We start from the raw sequence: 23,641 nt of genomic DNA on the forward strand, positions 1-23,641 counted from the left end.
ACGGACTCACAAGCCCTGCAAGGTCTGCATCAACACCCGCACTTTGGCGATCGACTCTTCATATTCGGCCTGCCATTCGGAGTCGGCCACCACCGCACCGCCGCCCCAGCAACTGACCTGGCCGTCCTTGACCAGCAGGCTGCGAATGGCAATCGAGCTGTCCATCTCGCCGCGCACATCCACATACAGCAGCGAGCCGCAGTAAAGCGCCCGGCGTGCAGGCTCCAGCTCGTCGATGATCTGCATGGCGCGAATCTTCGGCGCCCCGGTGATCGAGCCGCCGGGGAAGCTGTCGCCGATCAGGTCCAGGGCATCCTTGTCGCTGGCCAGCTGGCCGGTGATGCTGCTGACCAGGTGGTGGACGTTGGGGTAGCTCTCCAGGCTGAACAGCTCCGGTACCTTCACAGAACCGATCTTGCAGGTACGCCCCAGGTCGTTGCGCAGTAGGTCGACGATCATGAGGTTTTCCGAGCGGTCCTTGGGGCTGTGCAGCAGCTCCTCGGCATTGCGCTTGTCTTCAATCGGGTCGCTGGCGCGCGGGCGAGTGCCCTTGATTGGCCGGGTTTCCACCTGCCCCTGGCTGACGCGGACGAAGCGCTCCGGGGAGAAGCTGAGCAAGGCACTGCCATCGGCCAGTTGCTGGTAGCCGGAAAACGGCGTCGGGCAAGCTTGGCGCAGGGCCTGATAGGCGCGCCAGGGGTCGCCCTGGCAGGGCGCGCGAAAGCGCTGGGTAAGGTTGATCTGGTAGCAGTCGCCGGCCTGGATGTAGCGCTGTACCTGGTCGAAGGCGGCCCGGTACTGGTCGGGCTGCAGGTCACCGGCCATCGGCGCGAGCAGCTTGAAGTCGCCGCTTGCAGTGTCGCAGGCGCCTTCGAAAAGCGTGATCAGGCGTTCGCGTTCACTGCTGGCCAGGCTTGGGTGGAACACCAGCTGGCTGGTGCCGTGCACATGGTCGCTGACCAGTGCCCAGGCATATAGCCCCAGTTGCGCGTCGGGCAGGCCGAGGTCGTCCACGGCCAGGCTTGGCAGGTGTTCCAGGCGGCGACCGAAATCGTAGCTCAGGTAGCCGATCAGGCCACCGGCGAAGGGTAGCTCGCTGCCTTCGGGCAGTTGTGCATGGCCCAGGTGGGCCAGGCCGTCGCGCAGGCGCTGGAGGAAGGCGCTGCCTTCTTCATCGGGGTGCGCTTGCAGCTGTTGCAGCGGCCAGGCGCTGAGCAGGTCGAAGCGGCCGCGTTCGGCGCCGGGGCGGGCGCTGTCGAGCAGGATCGCGCCGGGGGCCTGGCGCAAGCGGGCGAAATAGGCGGCTGGGTCAGGCTGGTAGGGCAGGGGGTAAAGCGTACAGGTCGGCATCAGTGTGGACGGCGATGTAAAAGCGAGGAGGGCGATTGTAGACCTGTGTAGGAAAAGCGCCTAGCACTGGGCGCGACATTCGCCAGTGTGTTTGGCCCATTCGCAGCACAAGGCTGCTCCTACAGGTGAAACGCAGCCCTGTAAGCCTGCGCAGTATTCTGTAGGAGCAGCCTTGTGCTGCGAATGGGCTGCAAGGCAGCCCCCGGCAATTCAGCGGTTAGGCACGTGCCCGAACAAACCCTGAGCTACCCGAACCCGCTGTTCGGCATCTTCGGTAATGCCATCCTTGGCCAGCGCTTCGATATGCGCCTCAATGGCGTGGGTGCGCTGGGTCAGACCGCAGTCGTTGGCAATCTGGATGTTAAGGCCCGGGCGGGCGTTGAGCTCGAGAATCAGCGGGCCTTTTTCCTGGTCCAGCACCATGTCCACGCCGATGTAGCCCAGCCCGCACAGTTCATAGCAGCCGGCGGCCAGCTTCATGAAGCCGTCCCAGTTCGGCAGCTGCACGCCATCCACCGCATTGGTGGTGTCCGGGTGCTTGCTGATGATGTTGTTCAGCCAGGTACCGCGCAAGGTCACGCCGGTGGCCAGGTCAACGCCCACGCCGATGGCACCCTGGTGCAGGTTGGCCTTGCCGCCCGACTGGCGGGTCGGCAGGCGCAGCATGGCCATTACCGGGTACCCCATCAGCACGATGATGCGGATGTCCGGCACGCCTTCGTAGCTGATGCTTTTGAAGATCTGGTCGGGGGTAACCCGGTACTCGATCAGCGCGCGGTCGCGGTGGCCGCCCAGCGAGTACAGGCCGGTGAGGATGCTCGAAATCTGGTGTTCGATTTCCTCATGGCTGATGATCTTGCCCGACACCGTGCGGTAGCGGTCCTCGAAGCGGTCGGCGATCACCAGGATGCCGTCACCGCCGGCGCCTTGCGCCGGCTTGATGACGAAATCGCTGCGCCCGCCAATGATCTGGTCGAGCTTGTCGATTTCTTTCTCGGTTTCGATGATGCCGTACATTTCCGGCACATGGATACCGGCCGCCAGGGCGCGCTCCTTGGTGATGATCTTGTCGTCGACGATCGGGTACAAGCTGCGCTTGTTGTACTTCAACACGTAGTCCGCGTTGCGCCGGTTGATACCCATGATGCCCCGGGCCTCCAGGGCTTTCCACGTCTTGATCAGGCCAAACATCAGGCGTCAGCCTTCTTCAGGAATGCCTTGAAGCGCACGAGTTCGGTCAGGCGGTAGCCACGGTAGCGGCCCATCGCCAGCATGAAGCCCACCAGGATCAGCAGTACGGCCGGGAACGTGAACACGAAGTACACCAGCTCCGGCACCATCATCAGCAGGTGCGCCAAAGAGGCTGCAAACAGGGTGCCGATGGCCACTTTCATGGCATGGCCACCGCCACGTTCTTCCCAGGTGATCGACAGGCGCTCGATGGTCATGGTCAGGATCACCATCGGGAACAATGCCACCGACAGCCCGCGCTCAAGGCCCAGCTTGTGGCTGAACAGGCTGATGGCGGCGATCAGCACCACGACGAAGGTCAGCACCACCGACAGGCGTGGCAACATTTGCAGCTTGAGGTGTTCCAGGTACGAGCGTAACGACAGGCCAAGCGCGGTAATCACCGTGAACAGCACGATGCCAAAGCCCAGTTGGGTCTCGCGGAAGGCCAGGGCGATCAGCACGGGGGTGAAGGTACCCAGGGTCTGCAGGCCGACCAGGTTGCGCAGCACCAGGATCACCAGCACGCCGATAGGGATCATGACCATGATCATGAAGGTTTGCTGGGTCTGCAGCGGCAGGCTGTACAGCGAGTACTCGAGGAAGTCGGCGTCGGTGTTCTCGTCGGTCAGCTTGGCCAGGCGGATGGCGTTCATCTCGCTGTTGTTCATGCTGAAGGTGACGTTGGCCTTCTTGCCGCCATCGACGGTGATCAGGTTGTCGTCACCGGTCCACCACAGCAGGCGGTCGCTGGGCAGGCCTTGCTCGCCGGTGTCCGGGTTGAAGTACAGCCAGTCGTTACCGTTGAAGCTGCGCAACCACAGCTCCGGGGTTTGCGGGGTGTCGGCCACCAGGCGGATGGTGTGCACCTTTTCCATCGGTACGTGGGCGATCGACAGCAGCAGGTCGATGATCTGGGCTTTCTTCATCGGCGAGGTGTCGCCGGCCAGCAGCAGCTTGACGTTGTCGTCGTTGAGGTTGTTGACCCGCTTGATGGTCTCGCTGACGAAGGTCTCTACGTCGGCAGAGTGCTGGCGAATCGGCGCCATCAGGGCTTCGGCGGCGATCTTCTCGGGGCCTTCGATAGCCAGGCTGTCACGGAAGGTCGGGCCTTTGACCGTGGTCTTCTCGTTGCTGTAGCGCTTGGTCAGCACCAGGCGGTAGTAGAGGGTCTGGTTGCCGCTGGCGCGGCGGGCCGACCAGGTGACCTTGCGGTTACCGTCGGCACGGTTGACGCTCACCCCGTAGTTGTTGGAGATGAAGCTCTCGTTGAGGCTGACATAGTCGCGGTTCAGCGGTGGCACGAACATCTGCACCTTGACCGGGTCCTTGGTGCTGGCCACGAACTCGACCTTGGCGTCGATGTTCCACAGGTCGTCGGTTTCATCCTCGGTCACCGGGATGCCGAGGAAGAAGATCTGGTAAGCCGTGACCGCCACACCCAGTAGCACCAGTACGGTGATCAGGACTTTCAGATGGAGGGTAAGAGAGCGCATCGGAATTACTCTGCTTTGTGAGCGTCGGTGGCACAGGCAGGTTTGCCGGCCGCATATTTAAGGCTTGGGTCGACCAGCGCGTCGAAGTGCTTGAGTGCCTCGGAGCCGATCAGCAGCGGGAACTGGAAGGCGCTGCGGTCGGTGAGGTTGACTTCGATGGTGCGCATGGCCTGGCCCATGCAGATTTCAAGTTCGATGACCGGGCGTGCCGTGTAGGCCTTGCCCGATTCGGCATCATAGTCGCCGGCCCGGCGCTTGATCTTGCTTACGCGTGCCAGCGGGCGCTCGATCGGGTGCGAGTGGGCAGCATCGATGGCCAGGTAGAAGCGCACCCAGCTTTCGCCGTTGCGCTTGAACCGCTTGATATCGCGGGCGCTGAGCGAGGCGGTTTTGGCACCGGTGTCGAGCTTGGCGGCCACTTCCAGGTCCAGGTCGCCCAGCCGTGCATATTCGTTGAGACCATAGACGGTCTTGCCCGCAGCCTGACCAAGGGCCGGCAGCAGGGTGAGGCATAGCAGCAATAAAACGGGTGTAAGTCTCATAATCCTGGCGCGGTGCAGTGCAAGGTTCTAGGCAAGGTTCTGGTCAAGGCGACTGGCAACTACTGCGCAAGCTTCCTCTTTTATCTGTCAACAAGCATGAATGTATGACAGACAGGCTATCCATACCCCATCGGAGGCGCGGCATTCTATCACGCCGACGTATTGACGCCAGCGGTGCGCGATCTGACAGCACCGGGCGGGGGTTAGTTCGTTATTAGACAATTGTCGACAATGTTCATTTTGTCTTTGACTGGCGAGCCTGTTTTCGCTAATTTCTGGCAAAGAGATTTTCAAGGTGTCGACAATATGCAGGACCTTTCCACCGCCAGCCCGGTGCTGACAGACGAAACGGAAACCTTGTCTGAAAACGTCTTCCGGCGCATTCAGGCGGCCATCGTCAAGGGCGAAATTGCCCCCGGCAGCAAGATTTCCGAGCCGGAGCTGGCGCGCACCTACGGCATCAGCCGTGGGCCGTTGCGCGAGGCCATCCACCGCCTGGAGGGCCAGCGCCTGCTGGTGCGCGTACCGCATGTTGGCGCGCGCGTGGTATCGCTGAACCACGCCGAACTGATCGAGCTGTACGAAATTCGCGAGTCGCTGGAAGGCATGGCCTGCCGCCTGGCAGCCGAACGCATGAGCCAGGGCGACATCGACGAACTGCGCCGTGTGCTTGATACCCACGAGCGCGATGCCGCATTCCAGGCTGGTGTGGGTTACTACCAGCAGGAAGGCGACTACGACTTCCATTACCGGATCATCCAGGGCAGCGGCAACCAGACCCTGGTCAAGATGCTGTGCGGCGAACTGTACCAACTGGTGCGCATGTACCGCATCCAGTTCTCTGCCACGCCCAACCGGCCACGCCAGGCTTTTGCCGAACACCACCGCATCCTCGATGCCATCGCCGACCGTGACGGCGAGCTGGCCGAACTCCTGATGCGCCGCCACATCGGCGCGTCCAAGCGCAACATCGAGCGTCACTATCTGGACGCCCACAACAACAGCCCACGAGGTGAGAAATGACTGTGAAGAGCACCCCCGGTCAGCGTTTCCGCGACGCCGTTGCTGCCGAACATCCCCTGCAGGTGGTTGGCGCCATCAACGCCAACCATGCCCTGCTGGCCAAGCGCGCCGGCTTCAAGGCCATCTACCTGTCCGGCGGCGGCGTGGCCGCAGGCTCGCTGGGCTTGCCGGACCTGGGCATCACCGGCCTGGACGACGTGCTCACCGATGTGCGCCGCATTACCGACGTGTGCGACGTGCCGTTGCTGGTGGATGTCGACACCGGCTTCGGTGCGTCGGCCTTCAACGTCGCCCGCACCGTACGTTCGATGAGCAAGTTTGGCGCTGCTGCCATCCATATCGAGGATCAGGTGGGCGCCAAACGCTGCGGTCACCGTCCGAACAAGGAAATCGTCAGCCAGCAGGAAATGGTCGACCGCATCAAGGCCGCTGTCGATGCCCGTAGCGATGACAGCTTCGTGATCATGGCGCGTACTGACGCCTTGGCCGTCGAAGGCCTGAACGCTGCCCTTGATCGCGCCGAGGCCTGCATCGAGGCTGGCGCCGACATGATCTTCCCGGAAGCCATCACTGAACTGCAGATGTACAAGACGTTCGCTGATCGGGTGAAGGCGCCGATTCTGGCCAACATCACCGAATTCGGCGCCACGCCGTTGTACACCACCGAAGAGCTGGCCTCGGTCGACGTGTCGCTGGTGCTGTACCCGCTGTCGGCGTTCCGTGCCATGAACAAGGCCGCCGAGAACGTGTACACCGCGCTGCGCCGCGACGGCACCCAGAAAAACGTGATCGACACCATGCAGACCCGTATGGAGCTCTACGATGCCATCGGTTACCACGCCTTCGAGCAGAGCCTCGACGCGTTGTTTGCCCAGAAGAAAGGCTGAGCAACACCCCGAATTAGCCAGAATAAATCCATAACAAATTCAAGAAAGGAGAAACACCATGGCCGAAGCGAAAGTACTCAGTGGCGCAGGCCTGCGTGGCCAGGTGGCCGGCCAGACCGCACTGTCGACCGTTGGCCAGGCCGGTGCCGGGCTGACCTACCGGGGTTACGACGTGCGTGACCTGGCGGCAGGTGCCGAGTTCGAAGAAGTCGCTTACCTGCTGCTGTACGGCGAGCTGCCAACCCAGGCCGAGCTGGCCGACTACAAGCTCAAGCTCAAAGGCCTGCGTGACCTACCGCAAGCATTGAAGGAAGTGCTGGAGCGCATCCCGCGTGACGCCCACCCGATGGACGTGATGCGCACCGGTTGCTCGGTACTGGGTACCCTGGAGCCCGAGCTCACCTTCGAAGCCCAGCGCGACAAGACCGACCGCCTGCTGGCGCTGTTCCCGGCAGTGATGTGCTACTGGTACCGCTTCACCCACCATGGCGTGCGCATCGATTGCACCAGTGACGAAGACACGCTCGGCGGCCATTTCCTGCACCTGCTGCACGGCAAGAAGCCGAGCGAGCTGCACGTCAAGGTCATGAACGTGTCGCTGATCCTGTACGCCGAGCACGAGTTCAACGCCTCCACTTTCACCGCCCGCGTTTGCGCCTCGACCCTGTCCGACCTGTACTCCTGCGTCACCGCTGCCATCGGCTCGCTGCGCGGCCCGCTGCACGGCGGTGCCAACGAGGCGGCGATGGAGCTGATCGAGCGCTTCCAGAGCCCGCAGGAAGCCACTGCCGAGCTGCTGCGCATGCTGGAGCGCAAGGACAAGATCATGGGCTTTGGCCATGCCATCTACAAAGAGTCCGACCCGCGCAACGAGGTGATCAAGGGCTGGTCGAAGCAGCTGGCCGACGAAGTGGGCGACAAGGTGCTGTACCCGGTTTCAGAAGCCATCGACAAGACCATGTGGGAGCAGAAGCGGCTGTTCCCCAACGCTGACTTCTACCATGCCTCGGCGTACCACTTCATGGGTATCCCGACCAAGCTGTTCACCCCGATCTTCGTCTGCTCGCGCCTGACCGGCTGGGCGGCGCATGTCTTCGAACAGCGTGCCAACAACCGCATCATCCGCCCGAGCGCCGAGTATGTCGGCGTCGAGCAGCGCCAGTTCGTGCCGATCGAGCAGCGCTGAAACCGAACCTGTGGGGTGGCCTGTTCCGGCGATGAGGCCGGAACAGCCAACACAGGACAGCAATTAGAAAGCTATCCACGACCGTACCGTGACCGAGCCTGATAACGATATGAACACAGCATTCCGCAAGCACCTTCCAGGCACCGACCTGGACTACTTCGATGCCCGTGCGGCGGTCGAGGCGATCAAGCCCGGCGCTTACGACGGCCTGCCTTACACGTCCCGCGTGCTCGCCGAAAACCTGGTGCGCCGCTGCGACCCGGCCACCCTCGACGCCTCGCTGGGCCAACTGATCGAACGCCAGCGCGACCTCGACTTCCCGTGGTTCCCGGCCCGCGTGGTGTGCCACGACATCCTCGGCCAGACCGCGCTGGTCGACCTCGCCGGCCTGCGCGATGCCATCGCCGACAAGGGTGGCGACCCGGCCGCCGTCAACCCGGTGGTGCCGGTACAACTGATCGTCGACCACTCGCTGGCAGTGGAGTGCGGTGGCTTCGACCCGCAGGCCTTCGAAAAGAACCGGGCCATTGAAGACCGCCGCAACGAAGACCGCTTCCACTTCATCAACTGGACCAAGAAGGCGTTCAAGAACGTTGACGTGATCCAGCCGGGCAACGGCATCATGCACCAGATCAACCTGGAGAAGATGTCGCCAGTCATCCACAACGATCGCGGCGTGGCCTACCCGGACACCTGCGTCGGCACCGACAGCCACACCCCGCATGTCGACGCCCTGGGCGTGATCGCCATTGGCGTTGGCGGCCTGGAAGCCGAAAACGTGATGCTCGGCCGCGCTTCGTGGATGCGCCTGCCGGAAATCGTCGGCGTCGAGCTGACCGGCAAGCTGGCACCGAACATCACCGCCACCGACCTGGTGCTGGCCCTGACCGAATTCCTGCGTAAACAGAAAGTCGTCGGCGCCTACCTTGAATTCCACGGCGAGGGCGCCCGCGCGCTGACCTTGGGTGACCGCGCCACCATTTCCAACATGGCCCCGGAATACGGCGCCACCGCCGCTATGTTCGCCATCGACCAGCAGACCATCGACTACCTGCGCCTGACCGGCCGCGAAGAGCAGCAGGTCAAGCTGGTGGAAACCTACGCCAAGGCGACCGGCCTGTGGGCCGACAGCCTGGGCGGCGCTGTCTACGAGCGCACCCTGAGCTTCGACCTGTCGAGCGTGGTGCGCAACATGGCCGGCCCGTCCAACCCGCACGCTCGCGTGGCTACCACCGACCTGGCAGCCAAAGGCATTGCCGGCAGCTGGGAAGAGGTGCCGGGGCAGATGCCGGACGGTGCGGTGATCATTGCCGCCATCACCAGCTGCACCAACACCAGCAACCCGCGCAACGTGATAGCCGCTGGCCTGATTGCACGCAATGCCAACAGGCTTGGCCTGGCCCGCAAGCCGTGGGTCAAGTCGTCGCTGGCGCCAGGTTCCAAGGCTGTGCAGCTTTACCTGGAAGAAGCCGGGCTGGAGAAGGAGCTGGAGCAACTCGGTTTTGGTATCGTCGCCTTCGCTTGCACCACCTGCAACGGGATGTCTGGCGCGCTGGACCCGGTGATCCAGCAAGAAATCATCGACCGCGACCTGTACGCCACCGCCGTGCTGTCGGGTAACCGCAACTTCGACGGGCGTATCCACCCGTATGCCAAGCAGGCCTTCCTGGCTTCGCCGCCGCTGGTGGTGGCCTATGCCATTGCCGGCACCATCCGCTTCGACATCGAGAAGGATGTGCTGGGCGTGGTCGATGGCAAGGAAATCCGCCTCAAGGACATCTGGCCGAGCGATGAAGAGATCGACGCCGTGGTGCGTGCCGCGGTCAAGCCAGAGCAGTTCCGCAAGGTGTACATCCCGATGTTCGCCATCGAGGAAGACCGCGGGCCGAAAGTGGCGCCGCTGTATGACTGGCGCCCGATGAGCACCTACATCCGCCGCCCGCCGTATTGGGAAGGCGCGCTGGCCGGTGAACGTACCCTGCGCGGCATGCGCCCATTGGCGGTGCTGCCGGACAACATCACCACCGACCACCTGTCGCCGTCCAACGCCATCATGCTCGACAGCGCCGCCGGTGAATACCTGGCGAAAATGGGCTTGCCGGAAGAGGACTTCAACTCTTACGCCACCCACCGCGGCGACCACCTGACCGCCCAGCGTGCCACCTTCGCCAACCCCAAACTGTTCAACGAAATGGTGCGCAAGGAAGACGGCAGCGTGAAGCAGGGCTCGCTGGCGCGTATCGAGCCGGAAGGCAAGGTGACCCGCATGTGGGAGGCGATCGAAACCTACATGCAGCGCAAACAGCCGCTGATCATCGTGGCCGGCGCCGACTACGGCCAAGGTTCGTCCCGCGACTGGGCGGCCAAGGGCGTGCGCCTGGCGGGTGTCGAGGCCATCGTCGCCGAAGGCTTCGAGCGCATTCACCGCACCAACCTGGTGGGCATGGGCGTGTTGCCGCTGGAGTTCAAGCCAGGCACCGACCGCAAGACCCTGGGCCTGGACGGCAGCGAGACCTATGACGTGCTGGGCGCACGTACCCCTCGGGCGACCCTGACGTTGGTGGTTACCCGCGCCAATGGCGAGCGCCTGGAAGTGCCGGTGACCTGCCGCCTGGACACCGCCGAGGAAGTGTCGATCTACGAGGCGGGCGGGGTGCTGCAGCGCTTTGCCCAGGACTTCCTCGAAGCGACCGCCTGAGCATGAACGGGGGCCGCTTTGCGGCCCTTTCGCGACACAAGGCCGCTCCCACAGCGTCACGCGATCCCTGTAGGAGCGGCCTTGCGCCGCGATGGGCTGCAAGGCAGCCCCAGAGGCCATATGCATTTCAGACAGGACAGCACATCAATGGCACACGTACCGCAAATAAAAATCCCCGCCACCTACATCCGTGGCGGCACCAGCAAAGGCGTGTTCTTCCGCCTGCAAGACCTGCCCGAGCAGGCGCAGATCCCCGGCCCAGCCCGTGACGCACTGCTGCTGCGGGTAATCGGCAGCCCCGACCCCTACGGCAAGCAGATCGACGGCATGGGCGGTGCGACGTCCAGCACCAGCAAGACCGTGATCCTGTCGCAAAGCATCAAGCCCGGGCACGATGTCGACTACCTGTTCGGCCAGGTCAGCATCGACAAGGCGTTCGTCGACTGGAGCGGCAACTGCGGCAACCTGTCTGCTGCGGTCGGTTCGTTCGCCATCACCAGTGGCCTGGTCGACCCGGCGCGCATTCCGCGCAACGGCATCGCCACGGTGCGGATCTGGCAGGCCAATATCGGCAAGACCATCGTCGCCCATGTCCCGATCACTGAAGGTGAAGTGCAGGAAACCGGCGACTTCGAGCTGGACGGGGTGACCTTCCCGGCGGCCGAGGTGCAACTGGAATTCCTCGACCCGGCGGCCGACGACGGTGACGACGGCGGTGCGATGTTCCCTACCGGCAGCCTGGTCGATGACTTGGAGGTACCGGGCGTCGGCACCTTCAAGGCGACCCTTATCAACGCTGGCATCCCGACCATCTTCGTAAACGCGGCGGATATCGGCTACACCGGTACCGAACTGCAGGACGCAATCAACGGCGACCCGCAGGCGCTGCTGCGTTTCGAGACCATTCGTGCTTATGGCGCCGTGCGCATGGGCTTGATCGACAATGTCGACCAGGCTGCCGGGCGTCAGCACACACCAAAAGTGGCGTTCGTTGCGCCACCGAGCACCTACACTGCGTCCAGTGGCAAGGTGGTACAGGCAGGGGATGTCGACCTGTTGGTGCGGGCCTTGTCGATGGGCAAGCTGCACCATGCCATGATGGGTACGGCGGCGGTGGCGATCGGCACCGCAGCGGCCATTCCGGGCACGCTGGTCAACCTCGCCGCTGGCGGGGGCGAGCGCAGCGCTGTGCGTTTCGGCCACCCTTCGGGCACCTTGCGGGTCGGGGCCGAGGCGCGCCGGGTGGAGGGTGAGTGGACAGTGACCAAGGCAATCATGAGCCGCAGTGCTCGCGTGCTGATGGAGGGCTGGGTTCGCGTGCCTGGCGATAGCTTCTAAAGCACCACTGGCGCTCGGCTTTAGTTCGTTGGGGCTGCACAGCAGCCCCGGCAATTCTGAAGGGAGCTGGATATGAGCGCCAACGTAGACCTCAACGACCGCCCGGATTACGACCGGGTGTTGCAGACCCTGGCCGACTACGCCCTCGGCTACCGGGTCGATTCCGCCGAAGCCCTGGCCACCGCGCGCAACTGCCTGATGGACACCCTCGGCTGCGGCCTGCTGGCCCTGCGCTTCCCCGAATGCACGAAACTCCTCGGCCCTCAGGTGGAAGGCACGCAGGTCCCCAATGGCGCCCGTGTTCCCGGCACCGCCTACCGCCTCGACCCGGTCAAGGCCGCCTGGGACATCGGCTGCACGGTGCGCTGGCTGGACTACAACGACACCTGGCTGGCCGCTGAATGGGCTCATCCCTCGGACAACCTTGGCGGCATCCTGGCCGTGGCTGATCACCTGTCGCAGAAGCACGTCGCAGCGGGTGAGGCGCCGCTGCTGATGCGCGATGTGCTTGAGGCAATGGTCATGGCCCATGAGATCCAGGGTGTGCTGGCACTGGAAAACTCTTTCAACCGTGTCGGCCTCGATCACGTGATTCTGGTGAAGGTGGCCTCAACCGCCGTGTGTGCCAGGCTGATGGGGGCCAATCGCGAGCAGATGCTCTCGGCCTTGTCCCACGCCTTCGTCGACGGCCAGGCCCTGCGCACTTACCGCCATGCGCCCAACGCCGGTTCTCGCAAGTCCTGGGCGGCGGGCGATGCTTCCAGCCGGGGCGTGCGCCTGGCCGATATCGCCCTGCGCGGCGAGATGGGCGTGCCGGGCGTGCTCACGGCGCCGCAGTGGGGGTTCTACGACGTATCGTTCAGTCACACCAACAAAGACTTGGCGCTCAAGCCTGCCGGGCAGTACGAGCTGCGTCTGCCTCAGGCCTTGGGCAGCTATGTGATGGAAAACGTGTTGTTCAAGGTCAGTTTCCCTGCCGAGTTTCATGCCCAGACCGCCTGTGAGGCGGCAGTGACCCTGCATCCACTGGTGCGCAACCGTCTGCATGAAATCGACCGCATCGTGATCACCACCCAGGAGTCAGCGATCCGCATCATTTCCAAGAGCGGCCCGCTGGCCAATGCTGCCGACCGTGACCACTGCTTGCAGTACATGGTGGCGGTACCGCTGATCTTCGGCCATTTGGTGGCAGAGCACTATGAAGATGCTTTCCATGCCCACCACCCGAGCATCGATCGCCTGCGCGAGAAGATGGAAGTGGTGGAAGACCTGCGCTTCAGTCGCGAGTACCTGGAGCCAGACAAGCGCTCGATCGCCAACGCGCTGCAAGTGTTCTTCAAGGATGGCAGCAGCACTGACCAAGTGGTGGTGGAATACCCGATCGGGCATCGGCGGCGGCGAGGGGAGGGCATACCGTTGCTGGAGGCCAAGTTCAGGGCAAACCTGGGGACGCGTTTTGCCCGTCAGCGGTGTGCGCAGATTGTGGAGGTGTGCAAGGACCAGCAGCAGCTGGAGGGGATGGCGGTGCACCGGTTCGTGGATTTGTTTGTGATCTGAGGTGGCCTCTACTGGCCCAATCGCCGGCAAGCCAGCTCCCACAGGTACTCCAAAGTTCTCAAGACCTGTGGAGTACCTGTGGGAGCTGGCTTGCCGGCGATAGGGCCGGTACAGGCTAAAACAAAAAGCCCCGGCATCGCTGCCGGGGCTTTCTTTACTGCCTGTAACTCAGCTTAAGCCTGAACCACCGGGATCTTGGCGTTGGCTGCCGCTTCGCGGAACTCGGCGATCTGGTCGAAGCTCAGGTAGCGGTAAACGTCGGCAGCCATGCTGTCGATGTCTTTCGCGTACTGCATGTACTCTTCGACGGTCGGCAGCTTGCCGATGATCGAAGCGACAGCAGCCAGTTCGGCCGATGCCAGGTACACGTTGGTCGCGTCGCCCAGACGGTTCGGGAAGTTACGGGTCGAGGTGGAGACCACGGTCGAACCGGTCTGCACACGTGCCTGGTTACCCATGCACAGCGAGCAGCCTGGCATTTCCATGCGCGCACCGGCCTTGCCGTAGATGCCGTAGTAGCCTTCTTCGGTCAGCTGGTGAGCATCCATCTTGGTTGGCGGAGCCAGCCACAGACGGGTAGGGATGCCACCCTTGACCTTCTCCAGCAGCTTGCCGGCAGCGCGGAAGTGGCCGATGTTGGTCATGCACGAACCGATGAACACTTCGTCGATCTTCTCGCCCTGTACCGAAGACAGCAGGCGGGCATCGTCCGGGTCGTTCGGCGCGCAGAGCACAGGCTCTTTGACGTCGGCCAGGTCGATTTCGATGATTTCAGCGTACTCGGCATCGGCGTCAGCCGACAGCAGCTCAGGGTTGGCCAGCCAGGCTTCCATGGCCTGGGCGCGGCGCTCCAGGGTACGTGGGTCGCCGTAGCCTTCGCCGATCATCCAGCGCAGCAGGGTGATGTTGGACTGCAGGTACTCGGCGATGGCCTTTTCCGGCAGCTTGATGGTGCAGCCGGCAGCGGAACGCTCGGCCGAGGCGTCGGACAGCTCGAATGCTTGCTCGACGGTCAGTTCGTCCAGGCCTTCGATTTCCAGGATGCGGCCGGAGAAGGCGTTTTTCTTGCCCTTCTTCTCGACGGTCAGCAGGCCCTTCTGGATGGCGTAGTAAGGGATGGCATGTACCAGGTCACGCAAGGTGATGCCCGGTTGCAGTTTGCCCTTGAAGCGCACCAGGATCGACTCTGGCATGTCCAGCGGCATGACGCCGGTGGCGGCGGCGAAGGCCACCAGGCCGGAACCGGCCGGGAACGAGATGCCGATCGGGAAGCGGGTGTGCGAGTCGCCACCGGTACCGACGGTGTCAGGCATCAGCATGCGGTTCAGCCAGCTGTGGATGATGCCGTCGCCTGGGCGCAGCGACACGCCGCCACGGGTGCGGATGAAGTCTGGCAGGGTGTGGTGGGTGGTGACGTCGATCGGCTTTGGATAAGCCGCGGTGTGGCAGAACGACTGCATGACCAGGTCGGCAGAGAAGCCCAGGCACGCCAGGTCTTTCAGCTCGTCGCGGGTCATCGGGCCAGTGGTGTCCTGGGAACCGACGGTGGTCATCTTCGGCTCGCAGTAGGCACCTGGGCGCACGCCCTGGCCTTCTGGCAGGCCACAGGCACGGCCGACCATTTTCTGCGCCAGGGTGAAGCCCTTGCCGGAGTCGGCAGGCTGCTCTGGTTTCTTGAACAGGTCGGAAGCACCCAGGCCCAGCTCGGCGCGGGCTTTTTCGGTCAGGCCACGGCCAACGATCAGCGGGATACGGCCGCCAGCGCGGACCTCGTCCAGCAGCACTTCGGTTTTCAGCTCGAAGTTGGTGACCAGCTCGTCGCTTTCGTGGCGGCGTACTTCACCTTTGTACGGGTAAACGTCGATGACGTCGCCCATGCCCAGGTTGGTGCAGTCGAATTCGATCGGCAGGGCGCCGGCGTCTTCCATGGTGTTGTAGAAGATCGGGGCGATCTTGGTGCCGAAGCAGAAGCCACCGGCGCGCTTGTTCGGCACGTACGGAATGTCGTCGCCGAAGAACCACAGTACCGAGTTGGTAGCGGATTTACGCGAGGAACCGGTACCTACCACGTCACCTACATAGGCAACCGGGAAGCCCTTGGCCTTGACGGCTTCGATCTGTGCCAGCGGGCCGACCGAACCAGGCTGCTGTGGCTCGATGCCGTCGCGGGCCATTTTCAGCATGGCCAGGGCGTGCAGCGGGATGTCAGGGCGCGACCAGGCGTCTGGAGCAGGCGACAGGTCGTCGGTGTTGGTTTCGCCTGGCACCTTGAACACGGTCAGGGTGTACTTCTCGGCGATGGCCGGGCGGGCGGTGAACCACTCGCCGGCAGCCCAGGAGTCCAGCACGGCCTTGGCGTGAGCGTTGCCGGCCTTGGCTTTTTCGGCCACGTCGTGGAAGGCATCGAACATCAGCAGGGTGTGCTTGAGCTGTTCGGCCGCGACGGCGCCCAGTTCGGCGTCATCCAGCAGTGCGACCAGCGTTTCGATGTTGTAGCCGCCCTGCATGGTGCCGAGCAGTTCGGTGGCGTGCTTGCGGTCGATCAGAGGCGACTGGGTTTCGCCCTTGGCAACAGCAGAAAGGAAAGCAGCCTTGACGTAGGCAGCTTCGTCGACCCCTGGTGGTACGCGGTTGGTGATCAGGTCTACGAGGAAGGCTTCTTCGCCGGCCGGCGGGTTTTTCAGCAGCTCGACCAGGCCTGCGGTTTGTTCGGCGTTCAGCGGCTGGGGCACGATACCCAGGGCGGCACGCTCTTCGATGTGTTTGCGGTAGGCTTCAAGCACAGTTATTTCCCTCATCAGTGGTCCCTAAAGGGGGTCCGGGACGCTTATCCAGCATTCGATGCACCCATGCGCTGCCACGGCTTTGTGGGCCGCCCAGCCAGAGTCGCAAAGAATCCTTACAGAAGCTGCTTTCAAAGTTTTACGCCTGCAGAACGGGGAGCTGATGAGGGCTGGCGCGGGCATGCGAGGGATGCATGGCCCGGGCCAACGCCGTTCTACCGGATTAACTGTGCTCGTGACGCTTTGAAAACAGCTTCCAACGGACATTGTTGCCTTTGAAAAGGCCGGATGATTCTACGGCAAAAAAAGCCCGAAAGTAAGGCGCAGAAGATGACTTTAACGAGTGACCCTGGTTAGACAAAGGGCTAACATGGGCCCGTGTTCCTCCGCCAAACTGTTGTTTTTCATGTCCAACAAGTCCATCAAGACCCCTTGCGTCGGCCTGTGCTCCACGGTTTACGGAGACACGGTGTGCCGTGGCTGCAAGCGTTTCCACCACGAGGTGATCAACTGGAACGGCTACGACGACGCGCAGAAACGCGCGGTGTGGCTGCGCCTTGAGCAGTTGCTGGTGCAGGTGATGATGGCCAAGCTGGAGGTGTTCGACAAAAGCCTGTTGCGTCAGCAACTGGAGCAGCGCTCCATCCGCTTTGTCGAGCAGCAGTCGGAATATTGCTGGGCTTACCAGCTGATTGCCCGCGGGGCGCGGATGATCCGTGACCTGGAGGCCTACGGCATGGTGCTGCTGCCGGAGTTTCGCGACTGGGAACTGCCGCAATTGCGCGATGCCATCGATCGCGAGTTCTTCCTGCTTTCAGAAGCGCATTACCAGCGCTACATCGCCCCCAGCTTCCTGCGCGATGCCATGGGCAGCACGCAGGGCCAGTAGCGCGGGCGAATCAGTCGCCGGTATATTCGCAACCGCTGGTGCAGGTTTCGTGGATGCGCACTTTCGACAGTTCCGGCATCAGCGGCTTGACCTGGTCCCAGATCCACTTGGCGATCACTTCGCTGGTGGGGTTCTCAAGGCCCGGGATGTCGTTCAGGTAGTTGTGGTCCAGTTGTTCGTAGATCGGCTTGAAGATCGCCTTGACCTCGGCGAAGTCGCGGATCCAGCCGGTGTGCGGGTCGAGCGGGCCGGTCAGGTGCAGGCCGACCTTGAACGAATGGCCATGCAGGCGGCCACATTTGTGCCCTTCAGGGACGTGGGGCAGGCGGTGGGCCGATTCGAATGTAAATTCCTTGAAGATTTCCACGCTGTCTTAACTCTGTGTGAATCAATAATGCGCGCATTCTACCAGCATGGCCGTTACAAGGCTTGCAGGCGTTCATGCAGCCGCCCGGTGGCGACCAGCTCCAGCAACTCGTCGCCCAGGCGCTGGCTTTCAGCGATAGCCTTGTACCAATAGCGCTTGCGGCCTGGCGCATCACCCATGAAGCGCTTGAAGTCGTTGCGGTCCGGCAGCTTGCCGTAGGGCAGGGCGGCCAGGTACTGCGGCGAAGGGGTCATCAGCAGCACGTTCTGCAGGCGGGTGGCATCGCCTTTGCGCCAGGGCAAGGCTTTGTCGAACCAGCCCGGTACCACCTTGTCGGTGAAGTGCGGGTACAGCACCAGGTCGTCGCCGCGATAGGGCAGGTCGAGGTGGTAGTCCAGCAGGCCGCCGTCGCGGTAGGTGCCAGCGCCCACGCCGGGGATGTCTTTCACACCCTGCATGACCATGGGGATCGAACCCGAGGCCAGCAGGGCGTGGCGCAGGTTGGCCAGGTCCAGCGGCAGGTAGCGTGAGGGGAAGTCGGTCAGTGCGTCGAGCGGCGGCGTGGCGCGCCCGTCGTGCAGGATGATGCGCTCGAAGTGGCGCGCCAGGCGCGAACGGCCGAGCAGGTTGCTGGCCACCACCGAGCCCAGGCCCAGGCCCAGGCGGCCACGATGGTCGTGGGCAAGCTGGCCATGGCTTTTCACTACCAGGATATTCAGGTGATAGTGCGGGTTGGCCAGCAGCTGGCCGTCGCGGCCCTGCAGCAGGTCGTCGAGCATGCGTTGGCAGCTGTGGCTGATTTCGGCCGGGGTGGCGCCCTTGGCGAAATCCAGTTCGGTGTACAACTCGCCCAGGCGACGCAGACCCGCGATGGGGTCTTCGAGGCAGGCGCTGGCGAAGCGCCAGGCACCGATCGAAGCGCCAATCAGGGCGCGCGGGCGCGGTGCCGAAGGCAGCCACTCGCCGAACAGTGCCAGGTCCAGGCCCTGGATACCCAGCGGCTTCGGGCCACCGGCCGCACCTGGCAGCACCCCGACATCGGCCGCCTGCAGGCCGCGCTCGCGGATGAGCCGCAGGGCACGGTCACCGGCCTTGAAGGTGAGGGCAGGGTACTTGATGTGGATGGCGCTCATGGCGGATCTCTTGGGTTTGTAGGAGCAGTCTTGTGCTGCGAAAGGGCCGGTACAGACTACACAACTGTTGTGCCTGCACGGGCCCTTTCGCAGCACAAGGCTGCTCCAACAGGAGGCCGAGTCTGGCTGGCGGTGTAACTGCGCTATCATGCCGCCAGCTGTTTTCAGGTTGAATTAAGGACCGGTGGTTAATCTTAACCCCGTAGACAACTTACACAGTTCTCAGGAGAGAAGAACGATGAAAACCTTGACTGCCCTGTTCGCCGCCGCCGCCCTCGCCCTGGGCGCCAATGCCGCTTTCGCCAAGGATGTACAGCCTGACGAAGTGGTCAAGCTGGTCAACGCCAAGACCATCAAGTCGCTGGACGAGCTCAAAGCCACCGCCGTGGCCAAGCACCCCGGCGCCACCGTCACCGACTCGGAGCTTGAAGACGAGTACGGCCGCTACATCTACAAGGTCGAGTTACGCGACAGCCAGAACGTCGAGTGGGATGTTGACCTGGACGCCAAGACCGGTGAAGTGCTGAAGGACGAGCGGGACAACTGATGATCCACTTACCGCGGCCGGCGCGCTACCTCGCGCTGGCGCTGCTGGCCGTGTGCTCCCTGGCCGCAGCCCGCGACCTTGACCAGGACGAAGCCCTGAAGCTGCGGCAGAAGGGCGTCATCCTGCCGCTCGAGCAATTGCTGGAAACCGCCCTGGGGCGTCACCCCGGGGCGCGCCTGCTGGAAGCCGAGCTGGAAGAAGACGACGATCGCTACGAATATGAGGTCGAACTGCTGACGGTTGAAGGTGTGGTACGCGAGATCAAGCTCGATGCCAGCACCGGCGCCCTGCTCAAAGACGAGGAAGACGACTGAATGCGCCTGTTGCTTGTCGAGGACAATGTACCGCTGGCCGATGAGCTGACCGCCGGCCTGCAGCGCCAGGGCTATGCCGTGGACTGGCTGGCCGACGGCCGCGACGCGGTTTACCAGGGCCAGAGCGAACCCTATGACCTGATCATTCTCGACCTTGGCCTGCCGGGCTTGCCGGGCCTGGATGTGCTGGCCCAGTGGCGTGCCGCCGGCCTGGCCACGCCGGTGCTGATCCTCACCGCCCGCGGCTCGTGGGCCGAGCGCATCGAGGGGCTGAAGGCCGGGGCTGATGATTACCTGAGCAAACCGTTCCACCCGGAAGAGCTGCAATTGCGTATCCAGGCATTGCTGCGCCGTGCCCGGGGCCTGGCCAACCAACCGAAACTGGAGGCAGCGGGGCTGCACCTGGATGAAAGCCGTCAGTGCGTGAGCCGTGATGGCATGGATGTGCAGCTGACCGCCGCCGAGTTCCGGCTGCTGCGTTACTTCATGCTGCACCCGCAGCAGATCCTGTCCAAAAGCCACCTGGCCGAACACCTTTACGACGGCGAAACCGAACGGGACTCCAACGTGCTGGAAGTGCACGTCAATCACTTGCGGCGCAAGCTGGGCCGCAGCGTGATCGAGACCCGGCGTGGGCAAGGGTACATTTATGCAGGGAGCGCCGAGTGAAGTCGATCCAGGCGCGCCTTAGCCTGGGCCTGGTGGCGGTGCTGGTGGTGGTCGGCGTGGTGCTGGCGCAACTGACCTTGTGGCTGTTCGAAGCTGGCCTGCAACGCTACCTGGAAAACGGCCTGCGCAAGGAAAGCGAGAACCTGCTGGTGGCGTTGGTACGTGGGCCGTCCGGCCTGCAGCTGGATGAGCGGCGTATTTCGGCGGCCTACCAACGGCCTTTTTCCGGGTACTACTTCCGCATCGATTTTGACAAAGGTACCTGGAGGTCTCGTTCGCTGTGGGACCTTGACATGCCCAAACCATCGGCGCCCGGGCTTTCCGATAGCCATGAACTCGGCCCGGAAGGGCAGCAACTGCTGGCCCTGCGCGCCGACTACCGGCGCCTGGGCCAGGACATTTCGATCAGCGTGGCACAGGACTATTCGCCGGTGCGCGAAGGTTTCCGGCGCATGCAGCAGATCGGCCTGGGCATGGGCCTGGTGGCGCTGATTCTGGTTCTGGTGCTGCAGCGCATCACGGTTACCCGCTCGTTACGCCCGCTTGAGCGGGCACGCCAGCAGATCGCCCAGCTGCAGCAGGGCCAGCGCTCGCAGCTGGATGAGCAGGTGCCCAGCGAGTTGGCGCCGCTGGTGGGGCAGATCAACCACTTGCTCAGTCATACCGAAGACAGCCTGCGCCGTTCGCGCAATGCCTTGGGCAACCTTGGGCATGCACTCAAGACGCCGTTGGCGGTACTGCTGAGCCTGGCCTCCAGCGAGCGCTTGAAGGACCTGCCCGAAGTCCGCGCGCAGATGCGTGAGCAACTGGAGCAGATCCAGCAACGGCTGGCACGCGAGCTGAACCGTGCGCGGCTGGCAGGGGATGCGCTGCCGGGCGCGCAGTTCGACTGTGACGCCGAGTTGCCGGGGTTGCTCGGGACATTGGGCATGATCCACGGCGAGGGCCTGCTGCTGGCAAGTGATGTGCCGCCCGGGCTGTTATTGCCATGGGACCGCGAAGACTTCCTGGAGCTGCTGGGCAACCTGCTGGACAACGCCTGCAAGTGGGCAGACAGCGAGGTGCGCCTGGGCATTGAGCCCAATACCGAGGGCTTCCAGCTGTGGGTCGATGACGATGGCCCAGGCATCCCTGAGAGCCAACGGCTGCAGGTGCTGGAGCGGGGCTCGCGGCTGGACGAGCAGGTGGACGGGCATGGGTTGGGGTTGGGCATCGTGCGCGATATCGTCGACGCCTGGGGCGGGCAACTGGCCTTGGAAGAGAGCCCGCTGGGCGGATTGCGTGTGAGCATCGACCTGCCGCGCAAGGCTCGGTAATGCCGGGGCCGCTGTGCGGCCCATCGCGACACAAGGCCGCTCCCACAGGTGTGCCCAATCCGCCGAGGCCATATCAGTACTGCAAAAAAATTGCAGTACAGCCGCAGTTTTTTGAATTAGCCCAACTTCCCTCCACCCGGCAAAATCCCTCTCACGAAACCCTGCGGTTTCCATCTCTCCATGGAAGGAGCCCCTTGTGGTATTGCACGCGCAATACGAGGCCCAGGCCAGCTCGGCTGGGCTTTCTTTTTAATCAGAAAAAACCAAGATCCCGATTACTTAAATGTCTGCCTCGCGTTCCGAAAGCCGTCTGCAGCGCCTGTTGCCGGCGCCCCTGAATACCTCTCCAAAAGAATGGTTGCGTGCCGGTATCGGTGCGTTGCTCGGTCTGTTCCTCGCTGGCTGGCTGACCAGCATGGCCTATGGCCCCGGCATCGCCTTGCACCTGCTGGGCCCGCTGGCGGCCACGGCAGTACTGGTGTTCGCCGTGCATTCCGGCCCGTTGGCCCAACCTTGGCCAGTGCTGGGCAGCTACGCGCTGGCCGGCGCGGTCGGCCTGGCCATGCGTCAAGGTTTCGGCCCGGAGCTGTGGGTGGCCGCAGCGGCCCTGGGCGTCTCGATCCTGGTGATGTGCCTGCTGCGCTGCCTGCACCCGCCGGGTGGCGGGGTGGCAGTGAGCGCAGTGCTGGCTGATTCGGGGTTGACCGCCATGGGCGATCACCTGCTTGAGCCCATCCTGCTCAACGCGCTGATCCTGGTGAGCGTGGCGGTGCTCTACAATCGCCTGACCGGTGTGCGCTACCCGAAAGGCGTAGCGCCGCGCAAAGATGTGCACCATACCCACGACCCCCTGCCCAGTGAGCGGGTCGGCATCCGTGGCGAGGACCTGGATCAGGCCCTGGAAGAGCTGGGTGAGTTCGTCGACGTCACCCGTGACGAGCTGGAACGCATCATCCTCGCCACCGAGCAGCACGCCCTGCAGCGCAGCCTTGGCGGTATTACCGCGGCTTCGGTGATGTCGCGCGATGTGCAGTTCGCCACGCCCGAAACCACCCTTGAGCAGGCCTGGAAAATGCTAGCCAGCCACCACCTGAAAACCCTGCCGGTATTGCAGCAGGGCAAGCTGGTGGGCATCGTCAGCCTCAGCGACCTGGTCGGCCCGGCCATGCAGCGTGGCCGCTTCAGCTGGCGCGGGCTGTTCGGCCGCAAAGCGGTACGCATGGAGCAGGTGATGAGCCGCCGGGTGGTCAGTGTCAGTAGCCAGCATCCGCTGGAGCGCCTGTTGCCGCTTCTGTGCGAGCAGGGCCTGCATTGCCTGCCGGTGCTCGATGCCGGCAAGCTGGTGGGGGTAATCACCCAGACCGACCTGATTGCTGGCCTCAAGCGCCAGCTGCTCAGCAACGGCGAGGCTTCAGATAACCGGGTCCCAGCGTTGTGACCAGTCGCTGGCGCCGGCGGCTACCAGCCGGCGCAGGATGGCGAAGGCCTGTTGCAGGGCTTCGCTGTCGCGTTTGCGTGGGTACACCAGGAAGGTCGGGTAGGTGAATTCCGGCGCCTGCGGCACCCGTTCGAACACGCCGCTGTCCAGGTACGCCTGCACCACCCGCGTGCGGAAGTAACCGCTGCCGCCCTGGTCGAGAATAAACTGCAAGGCCAGAGGGCCCAGGTTGAAACTGAGCGCCGGGCGGGCGCAGTCGGGCAGGGCGGCATCGTGCTGGCGGCGAAAGGCCTCGCCCCAGTCGATGTAGATGTAGGGCTCTGGCTGGTCGACCCGGCGCACGCGGATCAGCTTCTCTTCCATCAACTGTTCCACCTGCAGGCCCGGCCCGTAGGTCGGCTGGTACACCAGCGCGGCGTCCAGCAAACCCATCTCGACCTTGCGCAGCAGCGACTCGCCGTCACTTACCTCGCTGCGGATGGCATGGCTGGGCAGCTCACGGTGCAGGGCACTGATCCAGTCAAGCATCATCGGGTTGCCCAGGCTCACTTCTCCCCCCACATGCAGCACTTGCTGGCAGCCCTCGGGCAGCGGCAGGTCGCGCCGCGCCGCTTCCCAGGTTTGTACCAGCTGGTTGGCATAACTGACGAATGCTTCGCCGTCGCTGGTCAGGCTGGCGCCGTTGCGGCTGCGCACAAATAGCTGGCAGCCCAGTTGCTGCTCCAGGCGCTGCACTCGGGCAGTAATTGCCGTCTGTGACACGAACAGGCGTTCGGCGGCGGCGACCAGGCTGCCGCAACGCACGATTTCCAGGAAGGTTCGGGCCTGATCGATATCCATGGGCTGCTCGGTGGCTGAAGGGTGGCCTATTCTAGAGG

20 protein-coding genes are annotated in these 23,641 nt (G+C 63.5%); 12 read left to right on the plus strand and 8 right to left on the minus strand.

Translation table 11 applies throughout. The features are described 5' to 3' along the window. Window positions 1-6 precede the first annotated feature (6 nt). From pabB to MRBLPB4O_RS09185, 4 genes are all read right to left on the minus strand, one after another. Complete coding sequence (gene pabB, locus MRBLPB4O_RS09170) at window positions 7-1,350, minus strand: aminodeoxychorismate synthase component I (RefSeq protein ID WP_341798156.1); 1,344 nt, start codon at window positions 1,348-1,350, stop codon at window positions 7-9. 210 nt (window positions 1,351-1,560) lie between these two features. Next, entirely contained in the window at window positions 1,561-2,541 is a 981-nt protein-coding gene (locus MRBLPB4O_RS09175) for an alpha-L-glutamate ligase-like protein (RefSeq protein ID WP_016500536.1), read from the minus strand. Further along, window positions 2,541-4,076 (minus strand): inactive transglutaminase family protein, encoded by a 1,536-nt coding sequence (locus MRBLPB4O_RS09180; RefSeq protein ID WP_341798157.1) that lies wholly within the window; start codon window positions 4,074-4,076, stop codon window positions 2,541-2,543. Before MRBLPB4O_RS09180 ends, MRBLPB4O_RS09175 begins: the two co-directional genes overlap by 1 nt. A 5-nt stretch (window positions 4,077-4,081) precedes the next feature. Continuing rightward, a complete protein-coding gene (locus MRBLPB4O_RS09185) occupies window positions 4,082-4,618 on the minus strand; it encodes an ATP-dependent zinc protease (RefSeq protein ID WP_016500534.1) in 537 nt (178 codons plus the stop codon). Between the two features lie 306 nt (window positions 4,619-4,924). On the opposite strand from MRBLPB4O_RS09185, the gene MRBLPB4O_RS09190 reads away from it, so the two are divergent. The 6 genes from MRBLPB4O_RS09190 (at window position 4,925) to prpD (ending at window position 13,307) form a co-directional block, all read left to right on the plus strand. Next, complete coding sequence (locus tag MRBLPB4O_RS09190) at window positions 4,925-5,641, plus strand: GntR family transcriptional regulator (RefSeq protein ID WP_016500533.1); 717 nt, start codon at window positions 4,925-4,927, stop codon at window positions 5,639-5,641. Then, window positions 5,638-6,528, plus strand: coding sequence for a methylisocitrate lyase (gene prpB / locus MRBLPB4O_RS09195; RefSeq protein ID WP_016485912.1), 891 nt, complete (start codon window positions 5,638-5,640; stop codon window positions 6,526-6,528). The genes MRBLPB4O_RS09190 and prpB overlap by 4 nt, the downstream gene beginning before the upstream one ends. A gap of 58 nt (window positions 6,529-6,586) precedes the next feature. Then, the gene (prpC, locus tag MRBLPB4O_RS09200; protein WP_016500532.1) at window positions 6,587-7,714 is read left to right on the plus strand and encodes a 2-methylcitrate synthase; all 1,128 of its coding nucleotides are present in this window, start codon (window positions 6,587-6,589) and stop codon (window positions 7,712-7,714) included. A gap of 109 nt (window positions 7,715-7,823) precedes the next feature. Then, window positions 7,824-10,412 (plus strand): Fe/S-dependent 2-methylisocitrate dehydratase AcnD, encoded by a 2,589-nt coding sequence (gene acnD, locus MRBLPB4O_RS09205; protein WP_341798158.1) that lies wholly within the window; start codon window positions 7,824-7,826, stop codon window positions 10,410-10,412. 147 nt (window positions 10,413-10,559) lie between these two features. Beyond that, window positions 10,560-11,750: a 2-methylaconitate cis-trans isomerase PrpF gene (gene prpF / locus MRBLPB4O_RS09210; RefSeq protein ID WP_341798159.1), complete on the plus strand. Its 1,191-nt coding sequence runs from the start codon at window positions 10,560-10,562 to the stop codon at window positions 11,748-11,750. A gap of 72 nt (window positions 11,751-11,822) precedes the next feature. Continuing rightward, window positions 11,823-13,307, plus strand: a complete 1,485-nt coding sequence (prpD, locus tag MRBLPB4O_RS09215) for a 2-methylcitrate dehydratase (protein WP_341798160.1) — start codon at window positions 11,823-11,825, stop codon at window positions 13,305-13,307. A 173-nt stretch (window positions 13,308-13,480) separates the two neighbouring features. On the opposite strand, the gene acnB is transcribed toward prpD, so the two are convergent. Then, window positions 13,481-16,090 (minus strand): bifunctional aconitate hydratase 2/2-methylisocitrate dehydratase, encoded by a 2,610-nt coding sequence (gene acnB, locus MRBLPB4O_RS09220; protein ID WP_341798868.1) that lies wholly within the window; start codon window positions 16,088-16,090, stop codon window positions 13,481-13,483. 406 nt (window positions 16,091-16,496) lie between these two features. Between acnB and MRBLPB4O_RS09225 the strand changes: the two genes are divergently transcribed. Further along, entirely contained in the window at window positions 16,497-16,979 is a 483-nt protein-coding gene (locus MRBLPB4O_RS09225; RefSeq protein ID WP_151326450.1) for a DUF1289 domain-containing protein, read from the plus strand. Between the two features lie 10 nt (window positions 16,980-16,989). On the opposite strand, the gene queD is transcribed toward MRBLPB4O_RS09225, so the two are convergent. Next, window positions 16,990-17,346 carry a 6-carboxytetrahydropterin synthase QueD gene (gene queD, locus MRBLPB4O_RS09230; RefSeq protein ID WP_012271598.1) on the minus strand — a complete coding sequence of 119 codons (357 nt, stop codon included), beginning with the start codon at window positions 17,344-17,346 and terminating at the stop codon, window positions 16,990-16,992. Between the two features lie 53 nt (window positions 17,347-17,399). Next, the gene (locus tag MRBLPB4O_RS09235) at window positions 17,400-18,479 is read right to left on the minus strand and encodes a patatin-like phospholipase family protein (protein WP_229609435.1); all 1,080 of its coding nucleotides are present in this window, start codon (window positions 18,477-18,479) and stop codon (window positions 17,400-17,402) included. Between the two features lie 238 nt (window positions 18,480-18,717). Here MRBLPB4O_RS09235 and MRBLPB4O_RS09240 point away from each other — a divergent pair, with 238 nt between their 5' ends. From MRBLPB4O_RS09240 to MRBLPB4O_RS09260, 5 genes are all read left to right on the plus strand, one after another. Then, window positions 18,718-19,026, plus strand: coding sequence for a PepSY domain-containing protein (locus tag MRBLPB4O_RS09240; RefSeq protein WP_341798161.1), 309 nt, complete (start codon window positions 18,718-18,720; stop codon window positions 19,024-19,026). Next, complete coding sequence (locus tag MRBLPB4O_RS09245) at window positions 19,026-19,340, plus strand: PepSY domain-containing protein (protein WP_016500524.1); 315 nt, start codon at window positions 19,026-19,028, stop codon at window positions 19,338-19,340. Before MRBLPB4O_RS09240 ends, MRBLPB4O_RS09245 begins: the two co-directional genes overlap by 1 nt. Continuing rightward, a complete protein-coding gene (locus tag MRBLPB4O_RS09250; protein ID WP_028613463.1) occupies window positions 19,341-20,009 on the plus strand; it encodes a response regulator transcription factor in 669 nt (222 codons plus the stop codon). Further along, window positions 20,006-21,325, plus strand: a complete 1,320-nt coding sequence (locus MRBLPB4O_RS09255; protein ID WP_341798162.1) for a sensor histidine kinase — start codon at window positions 20,006-20,008, stop codon at window positions 21,323-21,325. Before MRBLPB4O_RS09250 ends, MRBLPB4O_RS09255 begins: the two co-directional genes overlap by 4 nt. A gap of 283 nt (window positions 21,326-21,608) precedes the next feature. Then, window positions 21,609-22,763: an HPP family protein gene (locus tag MRBLPB4O_RS09260; RefSeq protein WP_341798163.1), complete on the plus strand. Its 1,155-nt coding sequence runs from the start codon at window positions 21,609-21,611 to the stop codon at window positions 22,761-22,763. Here the strand turns inward: MRBLPB4O_RS09260 and MRBLPB4O_RS09265 are convergent. After that, window positions 22,737-23,603: a LysR family transcriptional regulator gene (locus MRBLPB4O_RS09265; RefSeq protein ID WP_341798164.1), complete on the minus strand. Its 867-nt coding sequence runs from the start codon at window positions 23,601-23,603 to the stop codon at window positions 22,737-22,739. The genes MRBLPB4O_RS09260 and MRBLPB4O_RS09265 overlap by 27 nt on opposite strands. Between the last annotated feature and the right edge of the window lie 38 nt (window positions 23,604-23,641).

Source organism: Pseudomonas sp. LPB4.O (assembly GCF_038383825.1).
In the GTDB taxonomy this organism is placed as follows: Bacteria; Pseudomonadota; Gammaproteobacteria; order Pseudomonadales; family Pseudomonadaceae; genus Aquipseudomonas; species Aquipseudomonas putida.

Coding starts and splice junctions, on each gene's coding strand:
- pabB (WP_341798156.1), bottom strand. CDS start 1,350: ATGCCGACCTGTACGCTTTACCCCCTGCCCTACCAGCCTGACCCAGCC.
- MRBLPB4O_RS09175 (WP_016500536.1), bottom strand. CDS start 2,541: ATGTTTGGCCTGATCAAGACGTGGAAAGCCCTGGAGGCCCGGGGCATC.
- MRBLPB4O_RS09180 (WP_341798157.1), bottom strand. CDS start 4,076: ATGCGCTCTCTTACCCTCCATCTGAAAGTCCTGATCACCGTACTGGTG.
- MRBLPB4O_RS09185 (WP_016500534.1), bottom strand. CDS start 4,618: ATGAGACTTACACCCGTTTTATTGCTGCTATGCCTCACCCTGCTGCCG.
- MRBLPB4O_RS09190 (WP_016500533.1), top strand. CDS start 4,925: ATGCAGGACCTTTCCACCGCCAGCCCGGTGCTGACAGACGAAACGGAA.
- prpB (WP_016485912.1), top strand. CDS start 5,638: ATGACTGTGAAGAGCACCCCCGGTCAGCGTTTCCGCGACGCCGTTGCT.
- prpC (WP_016500532.1), top strand. CDS start 6,587: ATGGCCGAAGCGAAAGTACTCAGTGGCGCAGGCCTGCGTGGCCAGGTG.
- acnD (WP_341798158.1), top strand. CDS start 7,824: ATGAACACAGCATTCCGCAAGCACCTTCCAGGCACCGACCTGGACTAC.
- prpF (WP_341798159.1), top strand. CDS start 10,560: ATGGCACACGTACCGCAAATAAAAATCCCCGCCACCTACATCCGTGGC.
- prpD (WP_341798160.1), top strand. CDS start 11,823: ATGAGCGCCAACGTAGACCTCAACGACCGCCCGGATTACGACCGGGTG.
- MRBLPB4O_RS09225 (WP_151326450.1), top strand. CDS start 16,497: ATGTCCAACAAGTCCATCAAGACCCCTTGCGTCGGCCTGTGCTCCACG.
- MRBLPB4O_RS09235 (WP_229609435.1), bottom strand. CDS start 18,479: ATGAGCGCCATCCACATCAAGTACCCTGCCCTCACCTTCAAGGCCGGT.
- MRBLPB4O_RS09240 (WP_341798161.1), top strand. CDS start 18,718: ATGAAAACCTTGACTGCCCTGTTCGCCGCCGCCGCCCTCGCCCTGGGC.
- MRBLPB4O_RS09245 (WP_016500524.1), top strand. CDS start 19,026: ATGATCCACTTACCGCGGCCGGCGCGCTACCTCGCGCTGGCGCTGCTG.
- MRBLPB4O_RS09250 (WP_028613463.1), top strand. CDS start 19,341: ATGCGCCTGTTGCTTGTCGAGGACAATGTACCGCTGGCCGATGAGCTG.
- MRBLPB4O_RS09260 (WP_341798163.1), top strand. CDS start 21,609: ATGTCTGCCTCGCGTTCCGAAAGCCGTCTGCAGCGCCTGTTGCCGGCG.
- MRBLPB4O_RS09265 (WP_341798164.1), bottom strand. CDS start 23,603: ATGGATATCGATCAGGCCCGAACCTTCCTGGAAATCGTGCGTTGCGGC.